This is a genomic window from Acinetobacter amyesii (genome assembly GCF_002018365.1).
Taxonomy (GTDB): domain Bacteria; phylum Pseudomonadota; class Gammaproteobacteria; order Pseudomonadales; family Moraxellaceae; genus Acinetobacter; species Acinetobacter amyesii.
On record NZ_MVKX01000001.1, the window covers coordinates 475,675 to 501,386 of the forward strand.

Annotated in this window: 31 protein-coding genes; 2 read left to right on the plus strand and 29 right to left on the minus strand. The window is 40.5% G+C overall.

What is annotated here, in order from left to right:
• Positions 1-2: 2 nt before the first annotated feature.
• The 3 genes from mutL to B1202_RS02325 all read right to left on the minus strand — a co-directional run bounded on the left by mutL (position 3) and on the right by B1202_RS02325 (position 3,603).
• Positions 3-2,015: a DNA mismatch repair endonuclease MutL gene (gene mutL, locus B1202_RS02315; RefSeq protein ID WP_078188966.1), complete on the minus strand. Its 2,013-nt coding sequence runs from the start codon at positions 2,013-2,015 to the stop codon at positions 3-5.
• Positions 2,005-2,484: a tRNA (adenosine(37)-N6)-threonylcarbamoyltransferase complex ATPase subunit type 1 TsaE gene (gene tsaE, locus B1202_RS02320; protein ID WP_078188967.1), complete on the minus strand. Its 480-nt coding sequence runs from the start codon at positions 2,482-2,484 to the stop codon at positions 2,005-2,007. Before tsaE ends, mutL begins: the two co-directional genes overlap by 11 nt.
• A 366-nt stretch (positions 2,485-2,850) precedes the next feature.
• The gene (locus B1202_RS02325) at positions 2,851-3,603 is read right to left on the minus strand and encodes a hypothetical protein (RefSeq protein WP_078188968.1); all 753 of its coding nucleotides are present in this window, start codon (positions 3,601-3,603) and stop codon (positions 2,851-2,853) included.
• Between the two features lie 166 nt (positions 3,604-3,769).
• Between B1202_RS02325 and B1202_RS02330 the strand changes: the two genes are divergently transcribed.
• Both B1202_RS02330 and B1202_RS02335 read left to right on the plus strand, forming a co-directional pair.
• Positions 3,770-3,994 carry a hypothetical protein gene (locus B1202_RS02330; RefSeq protein WP_078188969.1) on the plus strand — a complete coding sequence of 75 codons (225 nt, stop codon included), beginning with the start codon at positions 3,770-3,772 and terminating at the stop codon, positions 3,992-3,994.
• Positions 3,987-4,688 (plus strand): hypothetical protein, encoded by a 702-nt coding sequence (locus tag B1202_RS02335; RefSeq protein ID WP_078188970.1) that lies wholly within the window; start codon positions 3,987-3,989, stop codon positions 4,686-4,688. The genes B1202_RS02330 and B1202_RS02335 overlap by 8 nt, the downstream gene beginning before the upstream one ends.
• Positions 4,689-4,693: 5 nt before the next feature.
• On the opposite strand, the gene B1202_RS02340 is transcribed toward B1202_RS02335, so the two are convergent.
• The 26 genes from B1202_RS02340 to B1202_RS02460 form a co-directional block, all read right to left on the minus strand.
• Positions 4,694-5,494: an N-acetylmuramoyl-L-alanine amidase gene (locus B1202_RS02340; protein ID WP_078188971.1), complete on the minus strand. Its 801-nt coding sequence runs from the start codon at positions 5,492-5,494 to the stop codon at positions 4,694-4,696.
• Entirely contained in the window at positions 5,478-5,750 is a 273-nt protein-coding gene (locus B1202_RS02345; RefSeq protein ID WP_078188972.1) for a holin, read from the minus strand. Before B1202_RS02345 ends, B1202_RS02340 begins: the two co-directional genes overlap by 17 nt.
• Before the next feature lie 84 nt (positions 5,751-5,834).
• A complete protein-coding gene (locus tag B1202_RS02350; RefSeq protein ID WP_078188973.1) occupies positions 5,835-6,575 on the minus strand; it encodes a leucine-rich repeat domain-containing protein in 741 nt (246 codons plus the stop codon).
• A gap of 2 nt (positions 6,576-6,577) precedes the next feature.
• Positions 6,578-9,472 carry a phage tail protein gene (locus B1202_RS02355; protein ID WP_078188974.1) on the minus strand — a complete coding sequence of 965 codons (2,895 nt, stop codon included), beginning with the start codon at positions 9,470-9,472 and terminating at the stop codon, positions 6,578-6,580.
• Positions 9,456-9,665, minus strand: coding sequence for a hypothetical protein (locus B1202_RS02360; protein ID WP_078188975.1), 210 nt, complete (start codon positions 9,663-9,665; stop codon positions 9,456-9,458). Before B1202_RS02360 ends, B1202_RS02355 begins: the two co-directional genes overlap by 17 nt.
• Positions 9,662-9,970, minus strand: a complete 309-nt coding sequence (locus tag B1202_RS02365; RefSeq protein WP_228144728.1) for a hypothetical protein — start codon at positions 9,968-9,970, stop codon at positions 9,662-9,664. Before B1202_RS02365 ends, B1202_RS02360 begins: the two co-directional genes overlap by 4 nt.
• Before the next feature lie 8 nt (positions 9,971-9,978).
• A complete protein-coding gene (locus tag B1202_RS02370) occupies positions 9,979-10,896 on the minus strand; it encodes a phage BR0599 family protein (protein ID WP_078188976.1) in 918 nt (305 codons plus the stop codon).
• A complete protein-coding gene (locus tag B1202_RS02375; protein ID WP_078188977.1) occupies positions 10,893-12,104 on the minus strand; it encodes a hypothetical protein in 1,212 nt (403 codons plus the stop codon). Before B1202_RS02375 ends, B1202_RS02370 begins: the two co-directional genes overlap by 4 nt.
• A gap of 24 nt (positions 12,105-12,128) precedes the next feature.
• Positions 12,129-15,551, minus strand: coding sequence for a tape measure protein (locus tag B1202_RS02380; RefSeq protein WP_078188978.1), 3,423 nt, complete (start codon positions 15,549-15,551; stop codon positions 12,129-12,131).
• 58 nt (positions 15,552-15,609) lie between these two features.
• Complete coding sequence (locus B1202_RS02385) at positions 15,610-15,927, minus strand: hypothetical protein (protein WP_078188979.1); 318 nt, start codon at positions 15,925-15,927, stop codon at positions 15,610-15,612.
• Positions 15,928-15,936: 9 nt separating this feature from the next.
• Positions 15,937-16,515: a hypothetical protein gene (locus B1202_RS02390; RefSeq protein ID WP_078188980.1), complete on the minus strand. Its 579-nt coding sequence runs from the start codon at positions 16,513-16,515 to the stop codon at positions 15,937-15,939.
• A gap of 148 nt (positions 16,516-16,663) precedes the next feature.
• Positions 16,664-16,798 carry a hypothetical protein gene (locus B1202_RS16755; protein WP_283774093.1) on the minus strand — a complete coding sequence of 45 codons (135 nt, stop codon included), beginning with the start codon at positions 16,796-16,798 and terminating at the stop codon, positions 16,664-16,666.
• 92 nt (positions 16,799-16,890) lie between these two features.
• Positions 16,891-17,328 carry a hypothetical protein gene (locus B1202_RS02400; protein WP_078188982.1) on the minus strand — a complete coding sequence of 146 codons (438 nt, stop codon included), beginning with the start codon at positions 17,326-17,328 and terminating at the stop codon, positions 16,891-16,893.
• Positions 17,328-17,813, minus strand: a complete 486-nt coding sequence (locus B1202_RS02405; protein ID WP_078188983.1) for a phage tail tube protein — start codon at positions 17,811-17,813, stop codon at positions 17,328-17,330. Before B1202_RS02405 ends, B1202_RS02400 begins: the two co-directional genes overlap by 1 nt.
• 74 nt (positions 17,814-17,887) lie before the next feature.
• On the minus strand, positions 17,888-18,244 hold the full coding sequence (gene gp17 / locus B1202_RS02410) for a tail completion protein gp17 (RefSeq protein WP_078188984.1): 357 nt from the start codon (positions 18,242-18,244) through the stop codon (positions 17,888-17,890).
• Complete coding sequence (locus tag B1202_RS02415; protein ID WP_078188985.1) at positions 18,241-18,702, minus strand: HK97-gp10 family putative phage morphogenesis protein; 462 nt, start codon at positions 18,700-18,702, stop codon at positions 18,241-18,243. The genes gp17 and B1202_RS02415 overlap by 4 nt, the downstream gene beginning before the upstream one ends.
• A gap of 10 nt (positions 18,703-18,712) precedes the next feature.
• Positions 18,713-19,051 carry a phage head closure protein gene (locus B1202_RS02420; protein WP_078188986.1) on the minus strand — a complete coding sequence of 113 codons (339 nt, stop codon included), beginning with the start codon at positions 19,049-19,051 and terminating at the stop codon, positions 18,713-18,715.
• Between the two features lie 3 nt (positions 19,052-19,054).
• Positions 19,055-19,228, minus strand: a complete 174-nt coding sequence (locus tag B1202_RS16415) for a hypothetical protein (protein ID WP_171262569.1) — start codon at positions 19,226-19,228, stop codon at positions 19,055-19,057.
• Positions 19,229-19,332: 104 nt separating this feature from the next.
• Positions 19,333-19,620: a head-tail connector protein gene (locus B1202_RS02425; RefSeq protein WP_078188987.1), complete on the minus strand. Its 288-nt coding sequence runs from the start codon at positions 19,618-19,620 to the stop codon at positions 19,333-19,335.
• Entirely contained in the window at positions 19,601-20,875 is a 1,275-nt protein-coding gene (locus B1202_RS02430) for a phage portal protein (protein ID WP_078188988.1), read from the minus strand. Before B1202_RS02430 ends, B1202_RS02425 begins: the two co-directional genes overlap by 20 nt.
• Before the next feature lie 11 nt (positions 20,876-20,886).
• Positions 20,887-21,219 (minus strand): hypothetical protein, encoded by a 333-nt coding sequence (locus B1202_RS02435; protein ID WP_078188989.1) that lies wholly within the window; start codon positions 21,217-21,219, stop codon positions 20,887-20,889.
• Between the two features lie 65 nt (positions 21,220-21,284).
• Positions 21,285-22,610 (minus strand): phage major capsid protein, encoded by a 1,326-nt coding sequence (locus tag B1202_RS02440; RefSeq protein WP_078188990.1) that lies wholly within the window; start codon positions 22,608-22,610, stop codon positions 21,285-21,287.
• Positions 22,607-23,221, minus strand: coding sequence for an HK97 family phage prohead protease (locus B1202_RS02445; RefSeq protein ID WP_078188991.1), 615 nt, complete (start codon positions 23,219-23,221; stop codon positions 22,607-22,609). Before B1202_RS02445 ends, B1202_RS02440 begins: the two co-directional genes overlap by 4 nt.
• A 13-nt stretch (positions 23,222-23,234) precedes the next feature.
• Positions 23,235-23,417, minus strand: coding sequence for a hypothetical protein (locus B1202_RS02450; protein WP_078188992.1), 183 nt, complete (start codon positions 23,415-23,417; stop codon positions 23,235-23,237).
• Positions 23,414-25,102 carry a terminase large subunit gene (locus B1202_RS02455; protein WP_078188993.1) on the minus strand — a complete coding sequence of 563 codons (1,689 nt, stop codon included), beginning with the start codon at positions 25,100-25,102 and terminating at the stop codon, positions 23,414-23,416. Before B1202_RS02455 ends, B1202_RS02450 begins: the two co-directional genes overlap by 4 nt.
• Position 25,103: 1 nt before the next feature.
• Positions 25,104-25,607, minus strand: a complete 504-nt coding sequence (locus B1202_RS02460) for a terminase small subunit (RefSeq protein WP_078188994.1) — start codon at positions 25,605-25,607, stop codon at positions 25,104-25,106.
• Positions 25,608-25,712: the final 105 nt, after the last annotated feature.

The window sequence follows — 25,712 nt, forward strand, 5'->3', positions numbered from 1 at the left end:
AACTACTCTCCTCGAGCAAAAAGTTTATCTAGCTGTGCCAATGGAAATGCACGCCACGTCGGACGTCCATGGTTACATTGGCTGGCAAATTCAGTTTGTTCCATCTGACGCAGTAATGCATTCATTTCAGATAGGCTTAAAATACGGTGTGCGCGTACAGCGCCGTGACAGGCCATGCCTGCCAATATTTGATCGCGCTTTTGTAGTAACCCTGCAACCTGATCACTTGGGTCTAAATCATTTAATAAATCTGGGATCAACGCATCAAAGTCTGCTTTATGCAAAATAGCAGGAACACCTCGAACAATGACTTGCTCATCGCCATATTGGTCTATTTCTAAACCTAATCGTGCCAATTGTTCTTTGAGCTCATCGACGCGCATCGCTTGCATCCGACTGATACTCACAACTTTAGGAATCAGCAATTGCTGCGATGTCCAAAACTCAGGTTTATCCCAAGCAGTTTTCATTTGTTGCAAAACAATGCGCTCATGTGCCGCATGCATATCAACAATGATTAAACCTTCGGTGTTTTGGGCCAAAATATAAATACCATGCAATTGCGCAATGGCAATCCCCAAAGGATGCTCATCAACTTTCTGCTGAATATGTTCAGCTAAAGCGGAATCAGGATCATTTGTAGACTCAGTTTGACGTAAAGGCGCTAAAAAACTTTGCAATGCATTGTTGAGCTGTCTGGAACCCGCTAAATTTGACTGATATCCAGCGCTATTGTTCGACGCATTTGAATATTGCGGTGTATAAGCTTCCTGCCCTGTTGACGCATGATTTGATGCATATTGCACAGCAGCTGGCGAACTAAAATCAGTAAGCCCGCCTGCGATCTCTGGACTGACAAAATTTGTGCCTTGCTCTGCAACTAACTGAGGTTGATGTAATGAAAATTGTTCCTGATGACGCGGCTGCGGAATAATATTTTCGTGTGCCTGCCCATCAAGTTTCATTGCAGATGACAATTCGGCGGTCGCGGTTTGAAATTGCGCTAATGTCGATTTGGCAAAATGACGAACAAACTCATGTACTTCACGTTGATTTAGAAAACGTATTTCATGCTTCGTCGGATGCACATTCACATCAATATTTTCAGGATCAACTTCCATAAACAACAAATAAGCCGCATGTTGATGTCCATGCAGAATACCGTCATAGGCCATGCGAAGTGCATGTGAAACGGTCTTGTCTTTTACGATACGTCCATTCACATAGACATATTGCATATCGGCTTGCGCACGTGCATCTGAAGGATGACCTAACCAACCACTAAGACGCATATTGACGCTATCAGCATCCATCCAGTACGCATTTTCAGTGAATTGACGGCCTAATAATTGTTGCACCCGCTGAAAACGGAGCGCGCCACTGTCTGCAATAGGCAAGTTCAGCTTAATACTATTGTTATGCTCAAGGACAAAACGAATATCAAAATGGGTCAGTGCTAAACGACGGACAATTTCTTCGATATGTCCAAACTCAGTCCCCGGTTTTTTGAGGAACTTCCGCCGTGCAGGCACATTAAAAAATAAATCTTGCACACGGATGGTGGTGCCTTGCGTCGCTGCCACAGGCTGAATTTCTTGTGAATCAAATGCAGTGCCATTTACTTCGACCTGATAGCCTACACCGTCATCATTTTGGCTACTGGTCAATGTCAAACGAGATACCGCAGCGATCGAAGCCAAGGCTTCCCCACGAAAGCCCAGACTGACAATGGCATGTAAATCTTCAGCAGTTTGGATTTTACTGGTGGCATGGCGCATAACCGCCAAAGGCAAATCTTCAGGGTGAATGCCCCGACCATTGTCTATAATTTCAATCAGTGTACTGCCGCCTTGTTCAATACGAACAATCAGCTCAGTCGCCCCTGCATCAATGGCATTTTCCAGTAATTCTTTGACCACAGAAGCGGGACGTTCAATCACTTCCCCTGCTGCAATTTGGTTGGCTAAGGCAGGATCAAGCGTTCGAATGCGGCGGGCACTGATTTCATTCAGCATGGTTAAATTTTTGCTCCAAAGCGTTTTGCAAAGTTTCTGAAGAAGAGCTTAAAGTCGCTGTACGGGTGCTTTCATCCGCAGACTTTTCAATATTAATAATTAAATCAGCCGCAGGGATTTCGTCGCCCCCTTTAGATGGCCATTCAAATAAAAATAGGGCGTTTGGCGTTTCTAAATAATCACGGATGCCCATGAGTTCAAGCTCATAGGGGTCGTTCAGACGATATAAGTCAAAATGAAAAATATCTTTTCCTTGAATATTGTAAGGTTCAACCAATGTATAGGTTGGACTTTTTACTGCGCCTTGATGACCCAAGTGTTGTAAAAAATAACGAGTTAACGTGGTCTTTCCTGCACCCAAGTCACCAATTAAATACGCTACACCCGTCGTAAAATGCGTCGCCAGTACGGTAGCTAAGTTTTGGGTATCGACTTCACTATTAAGTTCCAGACTGAATGAATACTGCATATTACTCACAACATGTACATAAGAATTAAATATGATAGCATCGCACTGGCTAAAATGGATATGTTCACACTACAGATTGAGCATTTTTCATGATGTGTTCTCTGCTTTATTTGCTCAGTTTTTAGATCTTTCTTCATGCACAGTTTTGAATTTACGCCCCCGATGATCAATGGTGCAGACTTTTATATTTATTAATGAATATTCAAACTCTTACATAAAATCCAAAATATGAAAGTTGCAAATTGGTTGCATTATTATTTTCTTAATCAACTATTTCAGTTAGAGACCTCTACTATGTCAAGGACAAGCTATTATCATTAATATCAGTACATTACCAAACAATTGCCATCAAGCTGTCGCAAAAAATTATTCTTCATTCTCGTTTTCATTTCTAGAAATAAGCTCATATCTATGAGGTTTAATTTCATATAAAGCATAAGTTTCGAAAAATGATAATAATCCTTGTTCACTTAAAGCGTTCATAATTGCTTCGGCTTCGATTTCCTTTCCAAGTTCGACCTTGATCATGTTAAAAGTATATGACCAATCATTTTCAAAGAATCCTGAATAATGTATGAAAGTAGTTTTCAATTCACCATTCACTCTATAAACCAATAAATATTTATATAAATCACTATGAACAATACCGTTGAAGGTTTTGATACTTTTCATTACTCTGCGGTAGCTTTGGCTGAGGTCCGGCTTCTTTCTTGACTTGCACTTAATCAGCTTATCTGCAGTTTCTAAGTATACTTCAGAATTGAAAAGCTCTGGATCATAAGGATGACCTTTGATGTTCAGTGAACTATATGGCTCCGTCGTAATTGCTATTGTCTCATAAGGCTTTAATATCAATGGAGGCTTACACTCATGAAGTGTTAGTGAAATTTCTTTATCAAAAACAGCAATAATCGAAAATATACTAACTGGTTTATCTTTATGATTTATTAATACTATATTTGAAATTCTAGGTGCAACCAACGAATCACTCTCAACCGTGTATGTTACTGACACTGAATTCCCAAACTTTTTAAAGGTCAAAAAAAGTCCTAAAGATGTAGCCAAAACTACTAGTCCAGGTCTAAACCAACTATCTATAAAAGCTAAAATTTCATGCATTTTTTAATTACACAGGTATTATTAATACAAATATATCAGCAAATAAAATTTAAAAAATTTTTTCGACCTACTTAAGCCTAAATTATTTATGATCATGATTTTTCTGGGCAGATAAAAAATCTAGAGCGACTTATAATCACATCATCTTAAGATACGGACGCTAACTATGATTGTCATGAAGAAAAATAAAAAGTATCTCTCCTATGTAAAACAAGAAGAGGGTCTTGATTATTGGGAATTATCAGAAGTGAATTTTGTAGATCAATCGGGTTGGTATTGGACTAGTGATTATGAGAAAGCAAAATATTTTATGAGTGTTCGGGATGCAAACATTTTCTTGGCGAAAAAGAAGGGTGATTTCTGGGAAGGCGTGGAGATAGTTAATGAGTGATAGTTATGCGAAAAGCATAAAAGATAAGGTCCAAACGGTAATTTTCCTCTGCTTCTTAATTATTTTTCCAATTTTTGCTTTGGCTTTTTGTTTTTATTCTCAAACAAACCTTGGATTTTCCGAGGTATTGGATAAATCATTTTCAGTTTCCATGAGTTTTTTTGGTGGGGCGGCAACTCTTGCAACGGCTTATGTTGCGTCTTTATTATTTAATGATTGGCGTGAAATGAAAAAGAACGAAATTCAAGTAAATTATGTGCTTGTGATAAAAAAACAAGTCCAAGATATCTTAAATAGAATAAATTCCAATAGAACCCAATTTTATAAGTGGAAAATAAAAATTCGTCGTGAAGAGTTTGCCGTGGTTGAGTTGAGACAACTCAGTAATGAAATTTGGGAATTTGAACATGAGATCGTCGTATATTTGAATCAAATAATTTTGGATATGAATGAACTACATTATGTGATTCATAAAAAACCTGAAGACCCCAAAACCAATGACCTACGCAAAAAGATTGAGTCATTAAATAAAATTGGAATTAGAGAAGATAATTTTCATAAAGTATGGGAAGAGCGAATCACCACTAACGTATTAGATGATTACTTCAATTACTTTACGAATGATCTTACTATGTTTTTGTACAATGAAATTATAACTCAATACTTGGACATATTAAGGGTAACTGATGAATAAAGCCCTCAAGTGAGGGCTTTTTCATGTTCGATAATTACTTGAGCAACAGCTTTCGCAGCTGACCAATATTTTGAATGAAATGTTGCAAGTTCTGTCGCATTTGAAATAAAGCCAAGCTCTACAATCAAGCCACCAGCATTGATAAATCCAAGCCGTCCACGTGCTGACTCTGATTGATCAATCCAGCCATTCTGTCCACGCAATCGAGATCCAAATACATCAGCCACAGCTTTAGATAATTTTTGAGCCAAGATCTTATCTTTAGGGAGAGCAATTGTCTCAATGCCATTTGCTTGGCTATTTGTAGATGCATTCATATGGAATTCGATTGCGATCGATGCACCTTTCGCCAATGCGATAGCATTTGTAAGAGGGAGATTGATTGTGCCTGCGCCATCAGTTTTATAAGTCAGACCTGCAGCTGCAAGATAATGTGCTACAGCATTTCGGAATTGTCGCACCAATTCAGCTTCTTTATATTTACCATTAACTGCACCCGGATCGGAGTTGCTATGCCCTGCTGTAATTGTCACAAATTGATTTACATCGTGCAGTTCAGGTTGATATTTCAATCTCGAAATAACACTTAAAATATTATTCAAAAAGCCAAGCCATAACACCCACGAATGCGGCAATAGCTCTTTAATTTCTTGTGGTACTGCTGCCCAAAATTGTGGAAAGTTGGAGCCAAATAACCATAATAATTCAAAAGCCGCATACATTAGGGCATAAAAAAAGGCGCTTAATGCGCCCACTTGTACTGACTTGAGTTTCCAAGCCTGCTTCCAGTTATCGATTAGTTTCATTCATTACCTCTGTTCTACACTCGTTGTTTAATTTTCGCTTTGTAAGCTCGTGAATTTCTTTTTCGCGCTGATTGCGCTGCCAAGAAAAGTACGCATTAATGATTAAGCCAAGTATCGCTATGCCTAACGACAACCAACCAACCCAATTAATGCCCATAAAAAAAGCAGCTGCACTTGTCGCACTGCCGCCTAATGTAACTTTGGATCCTAAAGCCGCAACCGATGTTTCTGCCACCGCTGCTGTCGTTTCAGACATGTCGCCCCCTAATTTTTGGCAATAAAAAAGCACCCTGAAAGGTGCTATGCGAATGCAAATTGAAATCTATTTTTCGTCGTCATGCTAAATAGCCTGTATGCGTGCTGCAAATGCTGACCAGTTTGCTGCTGCTTGGTATGCTGCGACTGAAGCAGCAGGGACTTTAATGATGCAGGTTGATTTGAGATTAGAAAAACTACTTGATGTGATAGCTGGTGGTACTAGCGCCATGCAGATAATCTCATCACAAGAAAGCCACTCGTAAAATGCTCGCTCCCCTATGCTCGCAATAGCAGCAGGCAAGTATAGTTTTTTAGCACTATTCCAACCATAGAAACAATCTTGGGGAATTGAGGTAACTTGGTCTGGAATAGTTAAACCTAGAGCTTTCCCCCAGCTTGAGAAAGCGTACGATTCAATAATTTGCAGAGACTCAGGTAATTCTAAGTTTGTAGCATCCTTCCAGCCGTAAAATGCATAAGTATTAATTCGAGTTACATTACCAAGTATTTTTAAACTTTTTGCATATGTCCATATGGATCTATTTTGTGTGTCACCATTTGGTCTAAAGGAATGTCTCTGAATCGTACCTTCAATTTCAGCACTTAAAGTAACATCCGTAATATTGAGAGGGAAATCAACAAATGATCCATCTATTTGAATAACACCTCCGCCTGTTGTATTACTCGGAGCAAAGAGTTCAATAGATTTTGTTGCACCTTCTTTTTCAGCAGTCACAGTGACTTTTTGCCCACTTGTATAAGAAGCTGAAAAAGGGACTATAAAGTCCCCATTTGCATCTGCTCCCCCTGTATAAGTCGCCATTTTTACTCCTTAATTTCAATTGTAATAGTTGCCCCAGGTTCTGCTTTACCACTGATGCTCAAACCATCAAAGCGCATATTCGCTTTTAATGACTCATCCACATTTACAGAAATATTTGCGGTTGGTACTGTTGAACCCATAACTTTATCTTTTGATGCGGTAGCAGCAAGAACTAAGCTTACAGATTCAACAAAGAAGTTGTGTTCAAATATTTGATAAGATTTAAATCCTTCACGCATCGACCGAAGTTTTAATTTATGTGCTTTATTTTGCAAAAGCGCTGACGCTGGTATTGTGTGCCTATCTAAACTAATCCCATTTGTGCTGTAAATAACCCCCTCTTGAACAGTTGATAGTTCAAGTGAGTAAGTCACTCCATTTTCAACTGTTAAGCCACCTTCATACCAACCAATAATTTCACCACCAGTTTGCTGAACGCGGTTTCGATGCGCCCAAGTCAACAAAATATCGTTAGAAATAACGTGAGTTTCTGGAAAATAATTTCCATTGATTTTCACATTTGCCGGTGGGTACGGCCTAAATGCTCTCGCTTTCATATCAATGCCAATCGAGCCTTTATTCTCAAGCATTCCAGATGGTGTTGTAGTAAGTGCAGAAACAAGAACTTCCTCACCTAAAACATACTCGGTCGAATCAAAAGCAACATCATTTCCACAGAAATAAAGTTTTGTACCTGCTCCCCATTCTTGCGGCAACGAATCAAGTGCACCACGTTTTACGCTTACAACACCCGTATATGGATCCATGCCTTCAAACACCATCCATTCACTCGGTGTTCCAATCCAGTCGCTACCACATTTAATTAATGTGCTAATTGGCAAACCTGAAATTGCAGCACTATCTTTAACCACAAAACTCGTTGATGTTCTCGAAATGATCTGATCAAGTTCAGCAGTAGGCTCATAGTTAATTGTCGCAGCACGAAGCCATTCCTCGCCTTCTGTGCCGTCGTGCGTCATCATCACAGCATAAAGAGAATTGGATTGTGGCTTTTGAGCTACAACACCAACTAATCCAAAGTTATTTTCATAACTTAGCTCTTCATCAACTTGACGCTGACCAAGTGCCATAACAGCCAAGTAATAAGGCATTTCAAATGGCTCGTATGGACATGCTAAAGGCGGCTGTACACCAACATCAATTGGCTCATCAATAACAACATCAGACCATAATTGACTTGAATAAGGCACAACTTCAACAAAATCAATCGATACATCAGCACCCGTACCAAGATTAATTTTCATGATCCGAACAGTAATTTCACCTTGCCATTTGCGTGGCCAAGCTAATTTTAGAAGGTCATAACGATTCCATTTTCGCGCATTGTATTCAGCCGTCATGAAAGAGCCCTTCCACATCGGTGATGACATTTGCTTTAATTTCCATTGCGCCACAATCGCAGCATTTCGCTGATTCATGAAATATGGAAAATCTGCATCTTCAGCGTTTACTCGACCTTGCAAGTTTCGAATCGATGCATTTTCTGAAATAGAAAATGATGAGGTTTTGATTGCATCTTGATTGTAGTAACTCACGTTGAGTTGATTAATTGCTTCGTCGGCATTGGCAATCTCAAGCGACATGCTTTTAATTTTATTGATAGCAATGGTGTGGATTTCACTTTCTTCAAACCAATCATCACGAAACAAAACAACTTCATAAAGGCCAGTTTGTCGATTTATTCGCTCCCCCGCCTCAATATGCCCGCAAATCTCTTTAATCGCTTCTAAACAATTTTTTTCAGTAATTGACCATGAAATACCAAGACCTTCATCCCAGATTCGATCTGCTGCTTTCATAAAGTTTATGTCATTTACATCGGACTCAGGCTTACTCATTGCTGTGTCATCAGTGAGAATTTCGCGAATTTTGTGAATCGGGTTGATGTCCGGAGCTTCCGTCTTTGTTTTAAAATTTCCGTCAGTTTTGCTTAATCTAAAATAATCACAACTATAGAATAACCCCCAGGTATTATTCATAGCCAAGTCAGGCTTGATGCAATGAATAGAGATTCCTAGCACTCCACCAGCATTCATAATTCCTTTTACTATTACAGTTCTAAGTGCTGTAGATTCATCCTTTTCACTTGAAACACTAAACTCTAACCATGAGCCAATTGGCTCAACCAATACCTGCTCACCCCTTGCAACAAATTCTGCATTTACCTCATGTAAGCCAGTTACATTTTCAAGACTGAATGTGATAGATACCTCTATACTTCTATCATCATAACTTCCACCACTGCTAAATATTGGCGCATATGCAAAAGATAAAACAATTTCACTGCCTGGATTGTAATCTCTCGCATCACTTTGCGTGTACGGCAGCACATTTCCGAATGAGTTAATGTGTACTGGAATTCTAACAACATGGCTTATGTACTGTTTTGATTCACTTGCATAAAAATGAGTTTGAGGTATCTCACAAACCCATGGTCTTTCCACACTGGTTGCGTACCATTGCTCACGACCATCATTGCGAATTCTAGTGCGCTTCGGCCACAACAGCATTTCTTTCATATAGCCTGAGTTACCCAGGTAAAAATCTTTAAATGCTAGGCATGATTGATACGGATACGCAAGCGGTGGCAGATCATTTTTAGCCAAATAACTGCTGTAAAAATCGACAGGTTGAGGGTTTGCAGTGCCGTAACGTGCATGAATTTTCCCTGCAACACCACCTTCATTTTCGCCAAATAGGTTTGGTAGTTTAACTTCACCAACCGCAAGTGGGTTATCTCGATCGTCAATTAATGGGGTTTGCCATCCTCGTTTGTCAAAATTTATCCCAAGCACTTTTTCAATTGGGTTGCCAATAAATAAAAGGAAATTGGCAAAATAGCGATAGCCTGTTACTTGTTTACTGCTGCTGCCCATTCTTCACCACCTCAACTTCAATAGCTCTTTCAGCTAATTTGATTGCCATTAGATCTTTTGTTTCAATAAGCCGCTCAGCACTAATGCCGTTGCGCAGAAAGTCATCTGGATCAATTCCGTGACGCAAAAAAAATTCCTTAGTGCCTGGCCAGCAGTAACCTGGTCTAAGGTGTTTTAGGAAAACTTTTTTCATTTCTTCCCGCCTTTGCTTTTGATTGCAGTTGTTTTTTGACCCCAAATATGGGTGATGTTCCCATACATATGAGGGCTGCCTGCAATGTCACTAAATGAAGTACCTTCATCAGCGATTGTTCCATCAAGTTGATTTGGCTTTTGTTGGTTCTTTTTCTGCTGCTTTCGCATTTGCAAGAAGTTGTAAACTCCAACAGCAACAGAAATCACAGCCGAGATAATCATCCCGACAATTATGGGTGCAATGGCTTTTGTGTGCTGAATCTGAGAAACGTCGTAATGAGCTATGATGTGTTGTATATCCATGCTTTAACTCACTTAATTAACTGTGTTTCCAATGGGTTTTGACTCGGAATGAATGGATGCCCAGCAAAATTAAGGCTGTTGCTGAGTTTTTCATGGCATGTTTTTAATGATTGATCACAGCCCGGTGCCACACGCACCACATCACCGACTTTTAAACCGACGTGCTGACGATAAAGGTTTAGAGAATTTCCACCGCCCGACGTGATTGTGGTGTAAACACCATCTTTCACTAACAGGCCTAAATTCAGCCATGCTGCTGGATATGCTTTGGTTTCCATGACTGGTGCACCATCTTCATAAGTCGGATTGCCTTGACCATCTAAAACAGGTTGACCTAGTTCATCTAAAACAGGGATTTGTTCAAAGACCGGATTACCCTGCTCATCGAGCACCTGTGTTGGCACCACACTAAAACTTACAACCAAACCTGATACCGCTGTGACCACAACTTCAAATGACATCTTTTCGAAATCCAAACCACACCAGCGGTCGTAAATTGAGTTTGGACACGAAGACTGAAATTTGCGCGTCAGGATATTGCGGTTTAAGTACGATTCACCTGTTTCACATACCAGTGTCAGCGTGTCTGCATCTTCATCAAATTTCGGCTGCGTCACACGGCCTTTATGTAATACCAAGGTTTCGTTTTGGTATAGCTCCAGGATTGTGACCGTCACACCGCCATAAAAGATTTTCCCTGCAAATACTGCAGCAAGGTTTTCACCTTCAGCATTCAATAAGCTCATTTGCGGTAGCGTCACTTCGGTATCACACTTATCAATGCTTTCATCTTCAATCGCAGTGCGTGAAAGACCGCGAATTGGTAGATATTCAATACCTGCGTGTGTGATTACTTTACGCTGATTGGTGAAATACCACGTGCGAGTACCGTGCTTAAATTGATAAAGTTCCGCTCTCGTTTTCATGATGAAAGCTCCACAATTGGCACTGTGACTTGCGTTTTATGTGCGCCTAAAAATTGAAATTCAATTTGGTCCGCATCAAGGCGATGTAAACCTAAATAGCAGATTGTTTGAATGTTGCTGCGTTGAGCATTGATTGCTGGCGATACAGTGAGTGAACCGCCTGTTTTTGCAGTAATCGTGTGTGCTGTCCAAGTGCCGTCTTTGCGTTTCACAGCAATGTGTTTACGATCCGCTTCAAGCAAATACTTTGTATTTGTACTGAGTGAAGTTGTAATGTTGCCAGTATTGAGGATATTCAAATGTTTCTCATATAACGGCATCCAAAATAGCTGATAACGCCCCATTCGACGAAATAGAAACTTGCGATATTCCGTGTATTGGTTCCAATCACTCAGTAACGACTTGAATGGTTTCAAATATCGTGGTTTAGCCCAATGCGTAAAATCCTGAAAGCCACCAACATCACCATCGACAATATTTTGATGCTGCGTCAGTGTCATTTCTAATGAGCTGCCATCCAACAACAACGGCTTGAAGTAAATATCATCACCAAGGAATTGCTCAGGCATATCAGCTGCAAATTCAGGCGAATCCTCTGCAATCACACGAAAAACTACACTTGAGTTGGACCAAAAACCGCCAGTATTGATTGATGCATCACCATCGATGATACAGATCCGCAGCGGCATGATTGATGCATTGGTTGCTGTCACATTAGCTGCAAGTCGAAAGCCGTCCTGATATTCAGTAATCAATTCTTGAATGATTTCTTGCGTTTCAGGATCTCGAATTTCTTCTTGCACAATGATGTAACGACCTATGCTCACAATCTCAGCAACTTGAGCACCCTCAGAACTTTCAAGCAAAATAAAACCGACTTTAAGGTCGGCTTGGTGTGCTGTCGTGTTCATGATGATGAAATCACTATTCACCATATCTGGAATGAGCTGTCGAAATTGCGGCAGTGGAATACCCCACTGTTTACGCAAATTTGCATAGAGCATGTGGAACATATCACCCATGGCTTTACGCATATTCACATAGTTGAAGCTCAAGACTTGACGTGGTGCATCACGCTGAATGTATCGAATTTCACTACCATCAAACGATTCATGCACCTCGGTTTTAAACTCTAAGCGCTCGGTCGAATCAAGTAGAGGGCAATTTGTTAATACGTGTACTTCGCCATATTTGGTTTGTATTTTCATTTTGTCCTCAAAAATAACCCTGAGTTAAACACCCAAGGCTGAACGGTTTCGTTTAAAGAACTTCACAAATGCTTTTGTGCCATCAGGACTGAATAAGTAATCACTCAGACTTTCACGCTCATCTACAATAACGAAGTTCGGGTTTAGGTTTACTTGGGATTGACCACTTGAGTTTTGGGCTTGGGAAAGATAGTTAGTCAAATCCTTATTTTGTTGAGGGTTCAACAATTTAGGCGCATCAAGTGCGATTGATCCACCATCTGCATAAGCATTTGGCAATCTGCCGGTTTGATTCATAAAGTTCAACGTATCAAGACCAAGCATATTTACGGCTGCGGTTCGCATCATGAACTCACCGTTTGAAGCCATAATTGGGATTTCATCACTCGTACCAGTACCCTTCCCAGTGATATGGCCACCAGTCGCATAACCAACCGGACTCAACGCTGAAACCGCAGCCTGAAGCAAACCAGTTTCTATAGTTGCCATTGTAATCGCAGGCATATTGTATGGAAACGGTGCTGACGCCCAAGCTGCCGAAATAGCTTGATAACTATTCATTGCGGTAGAGAACAATGCAAAGCTTTTTTGAACACCACCAAGAATGGCATAAGCCGAACTTGATGAATCAACCAACCCCATCATCATGCCTGCAAAATCTGCGCCGTACTGGGCACCGTATGACATTTGCATGGCCAAACGCTGTTGTTGATACTCCTCTTCTGTCAGTAGCATGTGTTTACGTGCTTCTGCTAAAAGATCCATATCTTCTTGGTATGGCGATTTATCCAAGCCCATCATGGACTTGTAGTCTCCCCATACCTGTTCACGCTCAGCGTTTGATTCTAAACCTTGACTAAAGTTCGCCTCTTTAACAAGACTTTGCTTCATTTCAGGTGAATATTCAGCAGTATTGAGAATCTCTTCTCGTACTAATGCGTAATATTCTTTGGCGTAGTCAGCAGCAGATATCCAGTGTCGTTTTGCTTCAAGCAGCTGCTTAGATTGAGCAATCCTAATTTTTTCAATTTCAGCATTACTCTTATCAGCCAATGATTTTAAAGCTTGCTCTTTAAGCTCATCATTCATTTGAGAATCCAATTGAATTCTTAATGAATTAATTTTCACTTGCCGGTCAAGTTTTTCCGTCGCAGTCTCTTGCCATTCATTTAGATCAGCAGCAAGTATTTCAATATAAAGTTGCTTTTCAAGGCTTGCTCTCTGCGTAGCATTTTGAATAAAGCCACTTGTATCACCTACACTAAATTTGGCTTTTCGTATCTCCTCAATCTTAGCAGCTAAGTCTTTTTCAATCTGCATCTCACGAGTTGCGAATTCATACGCAATTCGCTCACGTGCATTAGCCTGCTGCTCCTTCAAACGCTCTGCCTCTTTAGCATCTTTAGCCTGTTGCGACAGGGCTGCTTTTGATGACTTGGCAGAATTACTCGCTGCTGCTTGAGCGGCTTTTTGACGAGCCTCACGCTGTTTATCTACAGCATCAAGCTGGTCAAGCATTTTCTTTTGCTCAATCGTTACACCCTTAAAACCATTCTTGGCATTCTCATTATAAACTTCTGTCCATCGAGCAGCAGATTGACTTGACTTCCCTTGCTTTTCAAATGCGTTCTGCAGTTTTGCTGAAAAAACATCAGAACTTAATTTCGTGTTTACTTCATTCAGAGCAGAAGCTAAATTGCGCACACCTGTTGCTGCATTATGGCCAGCATTTGCAGTTCCGTTTAGCTCCCCAGATAATTGTGCAATAAAATCTTTTTGAGTTTTTGCTTCAGTGCCGGCCTCATAAACAGCTTTTGCAAAATTTGCCGTTTTGTCTTTTGCAACTTGTGATACCCTGCTTGAGTTCTGAACAGAAGTATTGAATGCATCCAAATCACCAGTTTTCTTATATTCAGCAAATAACTTTGATAACTCAACTTGAGATTCAGTAACAATTTCCCCCATATTGCCCATATTACTGGCATAAACCATTAGTTCGGCAGATGCTTGTCTGTATGCTTCATTAAGTTCTTCTAGTTTCTGACGCTCAGCGGCTATTTGTGCGTCACGCTGAATACTATTTAATTCACGATATTTAATCACCGCATCACCAACAGCTTCATTATTTTCTCGCAATGATTTTGTTGATTTCTCTGAATTATCGCTTAAATACATATACCCAGCGGCCAGCGCAGTCACACCGATAGTGATTGCACCAATCGGCCCGCCTACTAAAGCCAACGCCCTTGAACTTGCTGTGCGTGCTGCAGTAAGTTCAGATTCTGCAGCTACTTGCGTTGCCACAGCAGCAGCCGATTGCTTCATCGCTATGTTGTGTGCAATTTCTGCTTGGGTTAGACGCATTGTTGCTGCAGCACGTTCTTGACGTGTTGTTGCCGAATTCATTTCCGCTCGTGCAAGATTAAGTTCCGTTAGTGTTTGTGCAGCAGCTTGACGGCTTCGCTGAACCTCTAATGCCAATAGACGAGCTTGACTAGCAGCCTCTGCTTCTGCAGCAGCTGCTCTGGCTGTAGATGCGATTATAGCTTCACGAACAGCGACGGATTGTTCAGCAATTCGTTTTGTCAAATAGGCCACACCACCCAACATCGCAACATTTGCAACAGTTTCTAAATTTCCAGCTAAAATGCCCAATGCTCCAGCCATCATTCCAGTCGCAGAAGTTGATTCGTTTGCTTTACCTAAATAATCAGTCACAGCATTTGATAGCACTGTAAATCCATCAGCAAGACTATTCTCCATACTGTTGGCCAGCGCTTCACTTTTTTCACGGCTTGCATCAAGTGCATTATTTAAATCTTTTGTGCTTAATTTTCCAGCATTACCCATAGACAAAATATCAGCTTCAGATTTATTTAAACTCTTTGATAAATCTCCAACAATACTTGGAACAGCAGACAAGATTGAAATCCAAGCATCACCTGAAACTTTGCCGCTATAGATGCTTTTCATATAAGCATCAGTTGCACTGGCTGCTTTATCTGCAGCCGTTGCATTATGCGTAAATGAAAATGACAGACTGTCTGTAATACGCAAAGAGCGCTCTGTCGTTTCACCATAAGCCTTTAAAGCACCACCAACATCTAAATAAACCTGCTGCGCCTCTTTTAAAGGACGGTATGTGGTATTTGCGGTTTGCAAAAGATGTTCTTGAACTTGGTTATATTCTTGCTGACTGCTGGTTGCATTGCGGATCTGCGCTGCCATCTGGGTATATTCATCTGCCATGCTGATCACTGAACCAACAGTAAAGCCTGCCAATGCTGTAACCCCTAAACCTTTGATCATTTCAATCGCAGAACCCGCGCTGTTTTCAATACGTTTAGATTCGCGCTCTGCAGTATCACCGGCCTTTTTCATTGGTTCAGTAAAACCGGCAGTTTTGGCAATTAAATCAAGCGTTAATGTTCCAAGCTTAGTAGCCATATACTTTCCTCTAGACGTAAAAAAACCGCCTTTGAGCGGTTAGTTAGATATATTTAAATCACTTAAGATGCCTCTTACAATCTAAATATATTTTTGCGGAATATTCATTTATTGCTTTAGTTTTATTTTTTTCTAAAGAATAAGCAGGGGTACTAAACGCTCCCTCAACAATTGATTCCATGAGCTCTTTAACACTATCACTACTACTAGATCTACTTACGGCCAAAAGCAATGTTTTAATAGACATGCCATTTTGCCTTTTTTCCATCACCAATTCAGCATAGGAAGATATATCTTTGCAAAATTCTGATTTTGAGATATCTCCAAATACAACAGCAGGATATAAGAATACACCCAGAATTATTATCTTCTTCATGTTAATTCCTTAACCCAGTTGTATATATTTTGCCGAATTTGCCACTCTTGATGGCATATCCAATCTAACACCAAATTTATAATCTTCACTGCGACCGCCAACAATTACAGCATTAACAAATACTTCAGAGTTATCGGACATATTTAATCGCCCCAAAAGCTTAACCCAACTTTCAGCATTATTCCGAGCAAAATATCCAACAGTTAAGCCATTAATATCTACTTTGGTGGCATTTTTATCATAACTATTATTAAGATCTCTAATAATTCTTGCCTCGACTTCAGTAAAACTGCCTTTACCATCTCGCTTAACAGCAAACCGTTCAATATTAGATTGATATGATGCCTCGCCCACTATTTCAAATGTGTATGATTCAAAGTCATAAGCACCGTCATAGACCAGTTTGTACTTTTGGCTTTTCTGTACTGGCTTAGTTTCATAAGTAGGACTTGGTAATCGTCCCTTAGTTGTACCAGGAGTTTTCGGCGCAGGCACATATTTTTCAAAGTCACCACTTTTTTTCAATTCTTGTGTTACTAAATACCCCACCAGAGCAACGGCCACTAAGATAATTAAAACCCACATCATAAAAAATCCCCATTAAACCCAAAAGTTCAATGAGGATATTATGTATTGCTTAATTTATCTACTATACACCGCGCCAATTCAATCTTCCTAAAATTGGCAATAGATTGAACTAAGGTGCAAAAAAATTATCTTGATAATCAAAACCTACTTAAGCGGATTTCTTTCTAATCGCTTTCATACGTTCTTCTTCAAAAGACTTTTCTGGTACATCTTCATGCGGCATATAGGCCAAAGCAGAAACACTTTCAGGATCTTTCACTTTAAACATCGTGTAGTGTGCCATCCAGTTCCCAAAGCCTTGCTCTATTCTGCGACCAAAAAACAAAGAGCCTCTTTTTTTACGAAAGGCTCTCCATATTTGAAGCTCAGCATTATCTAAGTTTCGCTTTGCGTCTCTGATCGTGTTTCCACCGATTCCGCAGCTGACGAGTTCGCACCAGAATTCATTTTCTTCAAGTGCTTGATCTGCTGCTTCCCCGTAAAATCATTGACCACTTCAGATGCTTTATACATCGCATCAATAATGGCTGGAACAGGTTTACCTACACTTTCAAGCGTTGGAAAACACGGCTCATTTGTATCTGCATTATAAATCGTTTTTTGCACACGAAGCTTATGCAGATCCGCCACGAGCATATCTGTTAGATCTTTCCCGCGAGTCAAATCTACCGCTTCATCAAAGCTTAAGCGTTTTACTGCGATATCAGCTGTGTAATCTTTACCATCAATGGTAAATACAATTTCTTTAGGCACTAACTCCGTAGAAATTTTATCCGAAAGACCTAATAGATCAGTTGAACTTAATTTTTTCATTATGGCGACACCTTAAATTGATCAATCACTTCAGTTTGGCGCTTCATTGGAATCGTGTGATTCACCATTGCATCTACAGCAAACACTGGTGAGCCTTTTCGCAAGATTGCTTCAAAACTTGACCAAGTTCGTGTTTCAGGAAGCTCAATATCACTGCCAGTCAATGTTGGCTCTGAAATACCATCCGACCAGCCCACATATACTTCTACTTTTTCCTTAGCTGCCGCCAATTCAAGCAATTTCATATGTGAACCATTTTTCGGGTCGGTATCAATTTGAATAGAACCTTCACCCGGTGTCACCAAACCATACTCAGAAGTTTTTGTACTGGTTTCTTCCAAGCAAGTCGTGTCAACTTCTGATGCGCTATCATCACCAAGTACCAAAGCTTTAATACAACCCATTTTGGTTAATGTCGGTACAGTGCCATGGACGATCCACACTGCTGTACCATTAGATAAAACACCTTTCTTTTGTGCTGCCATGAGTAGCTACTCCTCAAATTTTTGGCATAAAAAAACCACCTTTCGGTGGTATATAAAACAAATTAATTAATGACTCATACTCCCGACCAGTAACTCATATCCCAGCCGCGGCCAAACAGTTTTGTTTCAAAATCTTCATTATCTGGATGCTTTCCTTGATAGAAAAAACCAATCTTTTCTAACACTTTTACTGCACGTGAACGAATTCTTTCAGCTTCTTGAATATCGTCATGCCAAACCGAAAATTGATACTGGTTATTATCATTCACTGCACCACAATCTATAGCATGTTCAGGATCGGAACCGATTCCCTGAAAAACGATATATGGAACAGGTGTATCCAAGTCTGCAGTATTCGGGAAAATACGCACACCCAGTAATGGCCCCAAAATATCATCCGCCTTAAGCGCTCGTGAAATTTCAACCGTCATGATGCTAACTCCTTATCCAGCTCTGCATTAAACTCTTCAGCAAATTTGGTTGTCACGGCATTAAAATTATTAAAAAATGCAATTCGCATAAAAGGAATGGCAGGCTGATATTTAGTTCCAAACTCTATATAACGCCAGTGCCGAGTATCTCCACCGCTCAACCCAGCTGTGCTGATCGAATGCTGGTTTTGACTTGCGCCTCCTCTAATACCAACGCGCATTTTAATATCGTTAGCACTTTGAGTTTTCCCTGCCTGAACTGCAATATTTTTATGAATCATTGCGACAGTTTCAGGGTCATCAATTGACTTTGCATTTGTACGAGCCGCATCTCTTACAATGTTCATTGCTTTACGGGCTGCTTTACGTGCAATAGATTTTGCTTTTTTAGGATTGGCCAATTGATCTAATTTAGGCTTAACCTTATCCAATCCTTTTATTTTAAATTCAACTGACATATCACCCGCCTTAGGCGTGCTCTGTACCTTGAGAAAGTAAAAAAGTGATGTATTCGTTGCCGCTATTATTGTCTTCTAAGGCTTGGCTATCAATTGCGTAAATTTTGTCCTTATAAACAACGCGCATAGTCGTATTAATATCTTCACGATAACGCAGTTTTAAGCGGGCAACGACTTTGGATTGATTCGCCTGTGCCGCAATCAAATCCTTGCCGGACAGATGCGTCACTTTAGCCCAGAGTTTTTTGTATTCAGTCCAAGCTACATGGATCGGATAGCCATCTGCATCACGATCAGGCCCTTTTTGTTGAATCATCACACGATGGCGTAATTCACTTGCTAAATTCATAATCTAGCCATCCAAATATCCGGATAATGAAGATTCATTATCCTCATCATCTTGTATAAGCTCAGCAATCAGTTCGTTATTTTGATCAACAATTTGCGCCAAAACTTTGTTTTGCTCAGCGTGACTATTGATCAGTGCTGTGATCTGCTGAGTTTGGTTGTTTATTGTTTCCAACATTTGATGCACCAAGCTGCTGCAGCAGTTTTTGCATTCGCAGCTTTGCGCGCTGGGTGTGTTTTCTAATCCACTCACGTCTTTCCTCACATCCTGAACAGGTCATTTCACACCACCAAAGGAACATAATATTTCGATAGCAAATCTTTCACTGGCTGCGGCAAAAATCCATCATTTGATGGCGTGTCTTTATTTACACCGCGATGCTCATCGAAATACCCGCACATCATCAAAACTGCCCGCTGCTGAATTTTGTTTTCAGGATCATATTTCGTCAGCACATGATCTTTTACAGCTTGCTCTGCACTGTCCATAATGGATTTCAGGTCTAAAGCCACAATATCGTCATCGTCATAGCGAAGATGACGCGCAACGTCATTCACTGTTAGAGGCATCACCATCTCCATTTGATTTCCCTGAAGCTGAAGCAAAGGGATCATCTTTCGAATCACGCTTCGAAATCGCTTCAAGTGAATAGTTTTGCTGTTGTATATATGGCGTATCACCGCCAGTTTTAGGTTCGTAATTGAATACTGCCCGCGCTTCGTTTGGTGCAAAAATACCGCGCTGCACGCCAAGCGAATAAAAGTTCATTTGCGAAATACTGTCCATGCGAAGCAAAGTTGAAAGATCAAGAAATACTTCGTAGCCTTTGGCTTTCAAATCGAAGGCCGCATCAAAGCAGTTTTCAATCGCTTCAATTGGACTTTGCAAACAACTATTCAGATAGATCCGCTCCATGTCTTCAACTTTTTGCCCCTGTGGAATACTACCAATGCCAATTTTCCAAGGTGGGACATTAATAACAGAACAACAAATTTCAGCAGACCATTTATGCTGCTCGATCATTTGCGCATCTGCAGCTGGCATAGACATCGCAATGTATTTCACATCACCGCCAAGTACTGCTGTTTTGCCAATATTTTCACCAGAATAATTGGCTTCCCAGTTTTCTTTGATTGTTTGCGCATCTTCTTTAGATATTTTCCCTGGCATTGTCAAAATACCGCTTGGACGCCCATTATTACCAAAGAATTTTGCGCCATACTTTTGAATGGCCGTGCCTTGTGAAGCCGATAAACCACAAGCGACCAAAGGGCTAATCCCAACCAGCGGATGGTACAAACAGTTCCAACGATCGTGGATAATTTCAGATGCTGGAAGAATGATTGATTCTTGCAATTTAGCCAGCTTATCAATGCCCACTTTGTAGAACACATCACCGTCATCGCTGACCAAAGGCGTAACATTGTCAGGATTAAGTACAATCAGCTGCTCTACATCACCTTTGAAGTTTCTTAACTTGAGCACATAAGTGTTGCCACGAGTTTCTTTGGAAATGATGTAATACTCAAGAAACTGCTGCATGGTTTGAAAATGATTTGGTTTTTCAAAGAATGGTAGGTTTTTGTCCTTGGTTTTGACCCAAACCCCGTTTTCTTTTTTGCGAAGCTCCAAAGGAAGTTTACCTATATCCTTTGAAATGATAGAAATGCAGGCAAAAACAGCATGAAATGAAAGTAAGTCTTCACGATTTAGCTCTATATTTCGCTGCCATGCGCCCATGAATGGTTCCAGTATTCGCCATCCGCCACCGCCATTTACCGGTGATAAGGATTTTTTGCGAAACATATTGCTAAAAAGACCCATTAAATTCACCCTTATTTAGACGCTTTTGAGCCTTTTTTGGCAGGCTTTTCGGTTTCTGGTAACGGTTCTAGTTGCTGAGCCATATCACAAAAGTCATCTACTACAGGACGACCATTTAAATTTAATAAAGCATCTGGCGGTATCTGCTCATATTCTTTTTCAGCTGCCAGACGTGCAGCTTCAGCATGTTCTGCTGCTAAACGTACAGCTTCAGTTTGTTCTGAATCATCAAAAATTTCAGCTGCACCCAATTGAATTAGTACATTTGCTTCATAGTCCTGCAGATCATGTACATTTCCAGTACGACCAGAGCAAAGATCTTTCAAATATTTAACTTTTGGCATTTTCTCTACTCAACAAAAAAGCCCCTTAAAAAGGGGCTTTATGGAAGTTCAATTTAATTTTAAGACTAAAATTGAATATAGCCAGCAGCTTTGCCACGTGGTTTCCAGCGAATAAAACGTTCTGCACGAATGGCCATCAAATTATTTTCATACAAATTGACCCAATTAGGAGCCGCATCTGTACCCATGTTAATAGTTGCTTCTGTACTGATTGCAAAATCCATTGAATCATCATCTGCCAGCAAAATTTGACCAGGTAGCACTAGCGCAATTTTATCAGTACATGCTGCTGAAATTTCAACAGGCAATGTCACAAGCTCTTTAGTACCATTGATATTCATGCCTTCAAAGTATTTTTTGCCCAAAGCATCACGCAGCATACTCAGCTGAGCAGCACGAGTTTCAGACATCACCCACGTTGCACCTTCTAAGCTAAGACCTGCATCAGTAATCTGCTTCATAACCAAAGCCAAATCCGCTTCGATTGCTGCACCTGTAACACCTGAACTAGGCACAGCATCAAGTCCATTTAAAATTGAAGCAGGACTATCATCCGATTCATCTTTAGTGGGATCAAAAAACTGTCCATCAATAAATGTTGCAGTAGATTTGAGCAAATCATCTAAAACAAGGCCGTCCGCTTTCGGGTTAGAAAAACGCACTAACTCATCAGATAACAATACAATTCCTGCAACTTTTGATTTGGTCAGAGTCAAACTACCAAAAGTTGGATTGGTTGTCGGTTTGCGTTTCTTTTCACCAACCCAACCAACTGAAGCAGCTCCAGTTTGCGATGGAACTTTAATATTGAATGGAACTTGACGCATTTTTGCTGCTAGTTTATCTACTGCTGTTTTTCCACGTAGCAATTCGATAAATTCACCCGTATAGTGTTGCAACTCTACTAAAGATGCGCCAAATGTCGGCTCACTCGTACTGCCAATCAAAGCTTTCTGAGTCACAGCTTTACATACAGACTCCGGAGCACCCCAATTTTTTAGAACTGCATCTGCCGAAATTGAACCATTTGAAGATGAAGCTACTGCCATTGCTTTGACCATCAATGCAAAACCAATGCCTTTCGGAATGTTGCTTGAAGTTTCAATAACAGGCTTTTTCCCTTGGGTAGAATCCAAACCTTTTTTAGAAGTATCACCTTCAATTGGTGTTGAATCATCGCCCCATGCTTTTTGATTGGTTTCGATGCCTTCAAGACGCTTCAAATTAGTGTCCATTACATCAATTTCTGCCTGCAACTGTGTGATTTCTGCTTCAGTTGCTTCATCTGGTGTTAAGCCTTTAGAAATATGTTTACCTGATTTTTCAACAATTTCATTCTGCTTTAAGCCAATATTTTCTTTTAACTTTTTGATTTGTTCAGCCAGTTTCATACGAGTTTTACTCCAAAAGATTTTGATGTTTCAGCCAATTTCACGACTACATGTTTTGATTCAGGCTGAGCCGCTGCTGGCGGCACACACGGAACAGATTTCTCTGCAATGGGTGTTTGTTTGTTTTGCTGATCTTCAGCTTTAAAAAAGGATTTAACGCTTGTGATTGTTGCTTCCTGATTTGCAGGAATAGTCACAGCAGAAAGCTCAAGCCACTCCCATTCAAAGAAATGCAAACCCCATGAATGCTGAATGTCTGCGACCTTGAGACCACGCAAGCGAATTGAAAGACCGCGTACAAGGCCAGTTTTAATACTGTCCCAAGCCAAAAGAAGACGTTCTTTAAGCTCAGCTGACTTCACCTGATCAGCCAATACCATCTGAATTGCTACATGAATGCCATCATCTTTGACATCTGCCTGAATTACATTTCCAACAGGTTTCTGATCGTTGTGCTGCCAGAGGAAAGGGATTGGCAACGTAAACTTCGCACCTTGAGGTTCAACAACGTCATCTACACGATCAGTCGCTGGGGTAGTCGCGATGCCGTAAACTATTCCTTTTTCTTCATCAATCGATTTAATTGTTAGCAAGCTATATGCTTGATTCATGTGTAAAGCACTCCTATTTTTTACTTCGCTTTAAGCCTGCTTGAAGTGCTTCTAACTTTTCACAAGCCAAAAAAAATCGCTCATCTATGTGAGCGATTTCTTTATCTGATTTGCCTGTCGTTGTGCAGGCCCCTAAATGATTTTGTACTGCCAACTGGTGACGAATTTCCTGCCGAATATTTTGATTTCTTGTCATACAAAAAATACCCCATAACTTTGCGCTGATTGCTCTGGATTTGCTGACATCAGTGCTACCGCGTTAAATGTCGCTATTAACGGATCAATTTTACCTTTGCCTGATTCCTGCTTGCGAATCGTCATTGCATTACCCTGATAAACACCCTTCGCATTGCCAACGCACCAGTTCATCATGCGCTGTCCAGCATGCAGAAACTTTCCTTCAGCAACTTTTCGCTCAGTTGTTTGAACGTATCCCGAAAGTTGATAACCTTGCGGTACACCAATCAATAACTCGAATGGAATTTCTTCCAACAATCCATCTTGAAGTGAAGGCATCCCCAATTTATCCAAACCGATAGCAGCCTTTTCAGGAAACTTGCCTGCATCATAAATACGCTTACATATTTGAGCTGCTTGACGAACATCATCACCAACGTTCTTTACGATGACCAAATCACCTTCTTTTTCAAAATCCTTATAAGCTGGAGCATTCTCTTGACGACGTTCTAAAGCAATAGGATGCACCCAAGCACGATTCCAGCAATACCAAAGTGAACGATCATGTTTATCTCGACCAATAATCGACATACCAAACATATCATCAAGGCCACCACCATCGAACCCTGCAGTACATATTTCACTAAGATCCAAAATAGACTCTACAAAAAGCTTATCTTTGTATGCTGAGAGCATCCAAAAATCTGCACCGGCCCATCGATCTGCACGCTTGTTCATGCCAATTTCGACGTTTAAATATTTCGCCAAGAAAATTTGAACTGAATCATCACCACTTTCCTTTGCCTGCTCATATTTATTGAGCAGATAACGAATATGAGTTGAACGGCCAAGGTTTGGATTGGTCACATAGAAATATTCAGGGTTAAGATAACTTTCATCATCAATCATGCTCTGAGGGAATTCATACAGCAGCGGCAAAAATGATGGATTGATAATTTCTCCATCACGCACCTTTCGAGCATAATCTAGTTTCTTTTTAAACACGCCAGCTGGCGGTTTATCTGATTGGGTAGATAGCCAAATCAAAAAACCTTCGGGAAATGAGGCCATCCCGCCCGTTGCTTCTTCAAGCATAGACTCAGCATTGGCGCGTTCCCCAAAGACCCAAAGTTCATCGACTAAAATAAATGCACCTTTAGCGCCAGCACTTGAACCAGTTTCCGCTGCAACAACCGTTAGAACTGCCTTCGTGTAACGATCCGTTATTGTCCGTGTATGCTCTGAAACGCTAAAACGAGCCTTTAACTCTGGATCTTCACGAATCATATTTTTAATTGGTGTGAAGCTGTTATCTGCAACTTTTTTTGTAGGCGCAAGAATAATAAATTCAGCTGCTTCACGACTATTCAAAATAATCGCTGTCAGCATAATGCCTGCAGCAAGCGTGGATTTAGTATTCTTCTTGCTTATCAGCATGAAAAATTCATTAATAAGCCGTTGTTTCGAGTCTGGATCGTAAGCCCCAAAGATCACGCTTACAAAATCAAAGACCCATTCAGCTGTAACCTCACCAATTGTAGGCTTTGAATCCACATCCACTAAAATAAGTTCTTTGATCACATCAAGAGCCATTTCAGCTTCATCTCTAAATAACGGTTCACATGGGATTAAAGACTGCTTAGATAAAATCCTTTGCTCCCAATCGGGACAAGCCGTCGTCCATGTTGGAAACATCGAACCCATATCAACTCACCCTTTGGTTTTCACGCTGTTTACGTCTTTCGTCAGCTGTGGCGAATTTACTTGTTTTAGCGACTTCGCCAGCAGCCTGCTCACGACCTTCTTTGATACCCATTTCACCAACCTTGCCAAACTCATATGGCAAAGCCGCTTTGGCAGCTTCAATTCTCACCTTACGTTCAAGCCGTGAGTTTTTATAAATGGATCGCAAATACTCTAAAGAGTTTGTTACACTCTCCATCTCTTTCATGTCAGCTTGTATAGCTGCTTCACCTAAAGACATGGATTCAAATGCAGGGCCCGCCCCCTCTCCCCCTAATTTCAAAAGCCCGTCCAGATATGCAATTACCTCGGGATTTTTAGCTAGCTGGCTTCCTTTTGACCCTGCCGACTTCTCAGAATAGTCTGCTTCGATGGCCGCTTGCTTGTTTGACAGTTGCTTTCCAGTTACGGGATCATTTTTTAGTTTGGCCCGAGCAAATTTTTTCATCTGTTCAGTCAAAGCCATATTTTCACCTTTAAAGCTGAATATTTAAAAAAATTAACCTAAATTTATGATTTTGAATAAAAAGTTTATTTACTTTTACTCAAATCAGGAATTTTTTTATAAATG

What these genes read in the sequence shown, in the direction of transcription:
- mutL (WP_078188966.1), bottom strand. Translation starts at nt 2,015, where the DNA reads ATGCTGAATGAAATCAGTGCCCGCCGCATTCGAACGCTTGATCCTGCC.
- tsaE (WP_078188967.1), bottom strand. Translation starts at nt 2,484, where the DNA reads ATGCAGTATTCATTCAGTCTGGAACTTAATAGTGAAGTCGATACCCAA.
- B1202_RS02325 (WP_078188968.1), bottom strand. Translation starts at nt 3,603, where the DNA reads ATGCATGAAATTTTAGCTTTTATAGATAGTTGGTTTAGACCTGGACTA.
- B1202_RS02330 (WP_078188969.1), top strand. Translation starts at nt 3,770, where the DNA reads ATGATTGTCATGAAGAAAAATAAAAAGTATCTCTCCTATGTAAAACAA.
- B1202_RS02335 (WP_078188970.1), top strand. Translation starts at nt 3,987, where the DNA reads ATGAGTGATAGTTATGCGAAAAGCATAAAAGATAAGGTCCAAACGGTA.
- B1202_RS02340 (WP_078188971.1), bottom strand. Translation starts at nt 5,494, where the DNA reads ATGAAACTAATCGATAACTGGAAGCAGGCTTGGAAACTCAAGTCAGTA.
- B1202_RS02345 (WP_078188972.1), bottom strand. Translation starts at nt 5,750, where the DNA reads ATGTCTGAAACGACAGCAGCGGTGGCAGAAACATCGGTTGCGGCTTTA.
- B1202_RS02350 (WP_078188973.1), bottom strand. Translation starts at nt 6,575, where the DNA reads ATGGCGACTTATACAGGGGGAGCAGATGCAAATGGGGACTTTATAGTC.
- B1202_RS02355 (WP_078188974.1), bottom strand. Translation starts at nt 9,472, where the DNA reads ATGGGCAGCAGCAGTAAACAAGTAACAGGCTATCGCTATTTTGCCAAT.
- B1202_RS02360 (WP_078188975.1), bottom strand. Translation starts at nt 9,665, where the DNA reads ATGAAAAAAGTTTTCCTAAAACACCTTAGACCAGGTTACTGCTGGCCA.
- B1202_RS02365 (WP_228144728.1), bottom strand. Translation starts at nt 9,970, where the DNA reads ATGGATATACAACACATCATAGCTCATTACGACGTTTCTCAGATTCAG.
- B1202_RS02370 (WP_078188976.1), bottom strand. Translation starts at nt 10,896, where the DNA reads ATGAAAACGAGAGCGGAACTTTATCAATTTAAGCACGGTACTCGCACG.
- B1202_RS02375 (WP_078188977.1), bottom strand. Translation starts at nt 12,104, where the DNA reads ATGAAAATACAAACCAAATATGGCGAAGTACACGTATTAACAAATTGC.
- B1202_RS02380 (WP_078188978.1), bottom strand. Translation starts at nt 15,551, where the DNA reads ATGGCTACTAAGCTTGGAACATTAACGCTTGATTTAATTGCCAAAACT.
- B1202_RS02385 (WP_078188979.1), bottom strand. Translation starts at nt 15,927, where the DNA reads ATGAAGAAGATAATAATTCTGGGTGTATTCTTATATCCTGCTGTTGTA.
- B1202_RS02390 (WP_078188980.1), bottom strand. Translation starts at nt 16,515, where the DNA reads ATGATGTGGGTTTTAATTATCTTAGTGGCCGTTGCTCTGGTGGGGTAT.
- B1202_RS16755 (WP_283774093.1), bottom strand. Translation starts at nt 16,798, where the DNA reads ATGGCACACTACACGATGTTTAAAGTGAAAGATCCTGAAAGTGTTTCT.
- B1202_RS02400 (WP_078188982.1), bottom strand. Translation starts at nt 17,328, where the DNA reads ATGAAAAAATTAAGTTCAACTGATCTATTAGGTCTTTCGGATAAAATT.
- B1202_RS02405 (WP_078188983.1), bottom strand. Translation starts at nt 17,813, where the DNA reads ATGGCAGCACAAAAGAAAGGTGTTTTATCTAATGGTACAGCAGTGTGG.
- gp17 (WP_078188984.1), bottom strand. Translation starts at nt 18,244, where the DNA reads ATGACGGTTGAAATTTCACGAGCGCTTAAGGCGGATGATATTTTGGGG.
- B1202_RS02415 (WP_078188985.1), bottom strand. Translation starts at nt 18,702, where the DNA reads ATGTCAGTTGAATTTAAAATAAAAGGATTGGATAAGGTTAAGCCTAAA.
- B1202_RS02420 (WP_078188986.1), bottom strand. Translation starts at nt 19,051, where the DNA reads ATGAATTTAGCAAGTGAATTACGCCATCGTGTGATGATTCAACAAAAA.
- B1202_RS16415 (WP_171262569.1), bottom strand. Translation starts at nt 19,228, where the DNA reads ATGTTGGAAACAATAAACAACCAAACTCAGCAGATCACAGCACTGATC.
- B1202_RS02425 (WP_078188987.1), bottom strand. Translation starts at nt 19,620, where the DNA reads ATGCCTCTAACAGTGAATGACGTTGCGCGTCATCTTCGCTATGACGAT.
- B1202_RS02430 (WP_078188988.1), bottom strand. Translation starts at nt 20,875, where the DNA reads ATGGGTCTTTTTAGCAATATGTTTCGCAAAAAATCCTTATCACCGGTA.
- B1202_RS02435 (WP_078188989.1), bottom strand. Translation starts at nt 21,219, where the DNA reads ATGCCAAAAGTTAAATATTTGAAAGATCTTTGCTCTGGTCGTACTGGA.
- B1202_RS02440 (WP_078188990.1), bottom strand. Translation starts at nt 22,610, where the DNA reads ATGAAACTGGCTGAACAAATCAAAAAGTTAAAAGAAAATATTGGCTTA.
- B1202_RS02445 (WP_078188991.1), bottom strand. Translation starts at nt 23,221, where the DNA reads ATGAATCAAGCATATAGCTTGCTAACAATTAAATCGATTGATGAAGAA.
- B1202_RS02450 (WP_078188992.1), bottom strand. Translation starts at nt 23,417, where the DNA reads ATGACAAGAAATCAAAATATTCGGCAGGAAATTCGTCACCAGTTGGCA.
- B1202_RS02455 (WP_078188993.1), bottom strand. Translation starts at nt 25,102, where the DNA reads ATGGGTTCGATGTTTCCAACATGGACGACGGCTTGTCCCGATTGGGAG.
- B1202_RS02460 (WP_078188994.1), bottom strand. Translation starts at nt 25,607, where the DNA reads ATGGCTTTGACTGAACAGATGAAAAAATTTGCTCGGGCCAAACTAAAA.